Here is a 4201-nt window from a genome sequence, read left to right on the forward strand (position 1 = left end):
CAGCGCCGCGGTGCTGCTGCACGTGGTGGAGCTGCGCGACCTGATGCTGGCCAGCCGGCTCGACCTGGAACTGCTGGGCGAGGATCCGGTCGGGCAGCAGATGCGCGCGGCACTGGTGGGCCGGCTCAAGGCGCTGGGCGTGCTGCTGGACGAGTACCGCGATGCGCTGCTCGACGAGCGCGCGCCCGCGATGAACACGGTGCGGCCGACGCGCTGGCCGGAGCTGCCGCCGCAGGATCCGCGCACCCGATTGCAGCTGGTGCTGCAGGACCGGCTCTCGCACCTGGACGGCGAGGTGCTGGCGATGGGCCGCGCGCTCGACCTCGCCCAGCCGGTGCCCCCGCTGGCGCTGGACGCCGGCACGCTGCGCCAGTTCGTCACGCCGGTCGGCTGGCCCATGGGCCTGCTGCGGGCGCAGCTGCACCTGGACTCACCGGTGCTGCGGCACGCGCTGCGCAGCACGCTGGCGCTGGCCTCGGCCTACTTCATCGCGCTGGCGCTGCCCTGGGCCTCCCATCCGCACTGGCTGGTGCTGTCGGTGGCCGTCGTGCTGCGCGGCAGCCTGGACCAGACGCTGGAGCGCCGCAACCTGCGGGTGCTGGGCACGGCGATCGGTTGCGGACTGATGCTGGCGCTGTCGCTGATCCCCAGCCAGACGCTGTGGATCGTCGTGCTGCAGGTGGCGGTCGGCATCGCGCATGCGTTCGTCACCCGCCGCTACCTGGTCACCGCCATCGCCGCCACGATGCTCGCCCTGCTGCAGTCGCACCTGGCCGATCCGTCGCACGGCATCGCGGTCTCGGAGCGGCTGGCCGACACGGTGCTGGGCGCGGTCCTGGCGTGGGCCTTCAGCTACGTGCTGCCGGCCTGGGAGCGGCGCAACCTGCCGCGCGCGCTGAAGCGGGCGCAGCACGCGCTGCAGCAGTACGCGCTGCAGGCGATGACCGCGGCGATGACGCCCGCCGGCGCGCTCACCCAGCGCATGGCGCGGCGCCAGGCCTATGACGCGCTGGCGGCGCTGTCCGCGCCTTGCAGCGCAGCGCGGGAGCCGCGCCGGGTGCGGCCGCCGCAGGACGAGCTCAATGCGGTGCTGGACCACGGCTACCGCCTGATGGCCCACCTGTCGATGATGCGGCAGAGCCTGATGCGGCGCGGCAAGGAGCTGGACGGCGACCTGATGGCCGAGATGCCGGCCGCGGCCGCGAAGTTGCAGCGCGCGCTGGCCGGCCAGGAGCCGGTGCCGCACGCGGTGCAGGCGCTGCAGGACTGGAGCCTGCTGCCGGACGTCGGCCCGCTGGAGGACATCCGGCCATGGATGCGGCGCCGCATGCAGGTCAGCCTGGACGACGCGGCGCGCGCGGGCCAGGCCGCCGAGGCCGCGTTCGCCGCGATGGCGGCGCCGCCCGAGGCGGAGATGTCGGTGTCGCGGCTGAACTGATCGCCCGACGGCGCCGCGCGGGTGATCACTCCACGGTGATGTGCCGCTCCTTGATGAGGGCCGACATCCGCTTGAGTTCCGCCTCGACGAACTTGCCGGACTCGGCGACGCCGCCGGGGAAGGGCTCGCCGCCCAGTTCCACGATCCGGGCCTTCACGTCCGGCGCGGCCAGCGCCTGCTGGACGGCCCGCGACAGGCGCTCGACCACCGGTGCCGGCGTCCCCGCCGGCGCGAACAAGCCGTTCCACTCGTACATCTCGAAGCCGGGCAGGCCGGCCTCGGCGCCGGTGGGCACCTCGGGCAGCGCCGCCGAGCGCTGGCGGCCGCTCACCGCCAGCGGGCGCAGCTTGCCCTGCTTCACGTACTGCAGCGTCGAGGCCACGTTGCCGAAGAACACCGGCACCTGGCCGCCGATGACATCGGTCAGCGCCGGACCGCCGCCCTTGTAGGGCACATGCATCATCTCGACCTTCGCGGCCTGCTCGAACAGCACGCCGGCGATGTGCTGCGCCGAGCCGTTGCCCGAGGACGCGAAGGCGACCTGGTCGGTCTTCACCCTGGCCGCGGCGACCAGCTCAGCGGCCGTCTTCGCGGGGAACTGGGCGTTGACCAGGACCACGTTGGGGAACAGCGCCGTGACCGCGACCGTCTTGAAGGCCTTGCCCTGCTTGTAGGGCGAGTTCGGGAACAGGGTCGGCGTGACCGCGTAGGACGAGGCGTCGAACAGCAGCGTGTAGCCGTCGGCCGGCGCGCGCGCCACGGCGCCGGCGGCGATCTGGCCGCTGCCGCCGGGGCGGTTCTCGATGATGACGGTCTGGCCGAGCGCCTCGCCCAGCTTGGGCGCGATCAGGCGTGCGATCAGGTCGGCGCCGCCGCCCGGCGGGTAGCTGACCATCAGGGTCACCGGCTTGCTGGGCCAGGCTTGCGCCCAGGCGCCCGTCGACAGGCCACAGGCCAGGGCAAGCGCCGTCATCACGGCAGGGCGTCGTCCGATCATCATGGTCTCCTGATAAAGCGATCAGCGCATCTCGGCGCTGTAGTGGAAGGCGGTCGCGTCGCCCCAGGTGGTGCGCAGCTCAATGCAGTGGCCGCCCAGGTCGAAGGCCTGCCGGTCGACCCGGATGGCGGGCGCGCCCTCGGGCAGGTCCAGCAGCGCGGCGGTGGCCGCGTCGAGGTGCCCGAAGCTCAGCTCGTCATTGGCCCGCGCGACGGTCACGCCGCAGAGACGGGCCAGCATCGGATAAAGCAGGTCCTCCCACTCGCGGGTCGGGAGCGCGCGCAGCGCCTCGAAGCGGGCCAGCGGCAGCAGCAGGTCCTCGGCCAGCACCGGCCGCCCCGCCAGCAGCCGGACCCGCTTCACCCGCAGCGCCGCGTCGCCGGTCTGCTGACCGAGGGCCAGCGCTTCGGCCGCGCGCAGCCGCACCGTCTGGCAGCGATGGACGCGGGCCGTCGGCGGCTCGTCCGTCGGCCCGCGGAAGCGGAAGAAGCGCAGCAGCGACGGGCCGTTCAGCCCCTGCGTGACGAAGGTCCCCTTGCCATGCACGCGCTGGACGATGCCTTCGGCGGCAAGCATGGCCACGGCCTGACGCACCGTGCCCAGCGCCACGCCGAAGCGTTCCGCCAGTTCGGTCTCGGCGGGAATGGCCGCGCCGGCGGCCCATTCCCCGCCGACGATGCGCTGGCGCAGCTCCTGCGCGAGCTGGGCATACCGGCTCACGCCGGCCGCGTTCGGAAGTCCTGTGTCCAAGGTGGTTTTCCTTTAGTCCTCTATAGGACTAGAATCCGCGCATGATGCCGACGCCCTCTTCCGACGTCAAGCCCGCGCCCGGCGCGGGCGTGGTCGACGCCCATTTCCACGCCTTCCCGCTGACCAGCACGGGCGTGCCCGGCGCGCGCTATGTGCCCGCCTACGCGGCGCCGCTGGAGGCCTGGGTCGCGGCGACGGCGCCCCATGGCGTCACGCAGGGCGTGCTCGTGCAGCCAAGCTTCCTGGGCACCGACAACACCCACCTGCTGCGGCTGCTGGCGGAGCAGGCCGGACGACTGCGCGGCGTGGTCGTGGTCGCGCCAGACATCGCCATGGCTGAACTTGAGCGCATGCAGACGCTGGGCGTGCGCGGCGTGCGGCTCAATCTCGTGGGCGGCGATCACCGGCTGGGCGCGGAATGGCATCCGCTGTTCGAGCGCCTCCAGGCGCTGGACTGGCATGTGCAGGTCCACACGGACCACGGCCGGCTGGCGGAAGTCCTGGCGCGGATTCCGCAGGCGCTGACCGTCGTCGCGGACCACTTCGGCAAGCCTGCGGCGGCGTCGGAGTTCGAGGCATTGGCCCCCGCCCAGCGGGATCGGCTGCATGTGAAGCTCAGCGCGCCCTATCGCCTGGAGGCCGGCTGCGAGGCGACCGCGCTGCTGTCCCGCTGGCTGGACCTGATCGGTCCGGGGCGCCTGATGTGGGGCAGCGATTGGCCCTGCACGGCGCATGAGCAGGCGCGGGACGCGTCGACCTCGCCCGCATGGCTCGAGGACGCGGCGGGAACGAGCGGGACGCTCGAGGCGCTGCGGGCCGGCAACGCGCGCCGGCTGTACCGGTTCTGAAAGCGCGCAGCGGACGCCACGCGGCGTCTGATCCAACCCGGCGGAGGTCGGGGCCCGGACGCGACACGCTCCCGACTGGGAGCCCGTGTCATGTCGACGATCGCGGCCGGCCCGAGGCAGGCCGGCGCGCCCGGCGAGATCAGCTCAGCTTGACGTCGATCTTGCGCG

General features: G+C 73.1%; 4 protein-coding genes. 2 read left to right on the forward strand and 2 right to left on the reverse strand.

Going from position 1 to position 4201, the window contains the following annotated elements; translation table 11 throughout:
- The coding region (locus FUT87_RS06210) for an FUSC family protein (RefSeq protein WP_147240436.1) at window positions 1-1438 on the forward strand (1438 nt) is incomplete at its 5' end.
- A gap of 25 nt (window positions 1439-1463) precedes the next feature.
- Here the strand turns inward: FUT87_RS06210 and FUT87_RS06215 are convergent.
- Together FUT87_RS06215 and FUT87_RS06220 are read right to left on the reverse strand one after the other, a co-directional pair.
- Window positions 1464-2411 (reverse strand): tripartite tricarboxylate transporter substrate binding protein, encoded by a 948-nt coding sequence (locus tag FUT87_RS06215; protein WP_255511696.1) that lies wholly within the window; start codon window positions 2409-2411, stop codon window positions 1464-1466.
- Between the two features lie 45 nt (window positions 2412-2456).
- On the reverse strand, window positions 2457-3185 hold the full coding sequence (locus FUT87_RS06220) for a GntR family transcriptional regulator (protein WP_147240438.1): 729 nt from the start codon (window positions 3183-3185) through the stop codon (window positions 2457-2459).
- Between the two features lie 41 nt (window positions 3186-3226).
- On the opposite strand from FUT87_RS06220, the gene FUT87_RS06225 reads away from it, so the two are divergent.
- Window positions 3227-4033, forward strand: coding sequence for an amidohydrolase (locus FUT87_RS06225; protein ID WP_147240439.1), 807 nt, complete (start codon window positions 3227-3229; stop codon window positions 4031-4033).
- Window positions 4034-4201: the final 168 nt, after the last annotated feature.

It is taken from the genome of Mitsuaria sp. TWR114 (assembly GCF_007997345.1).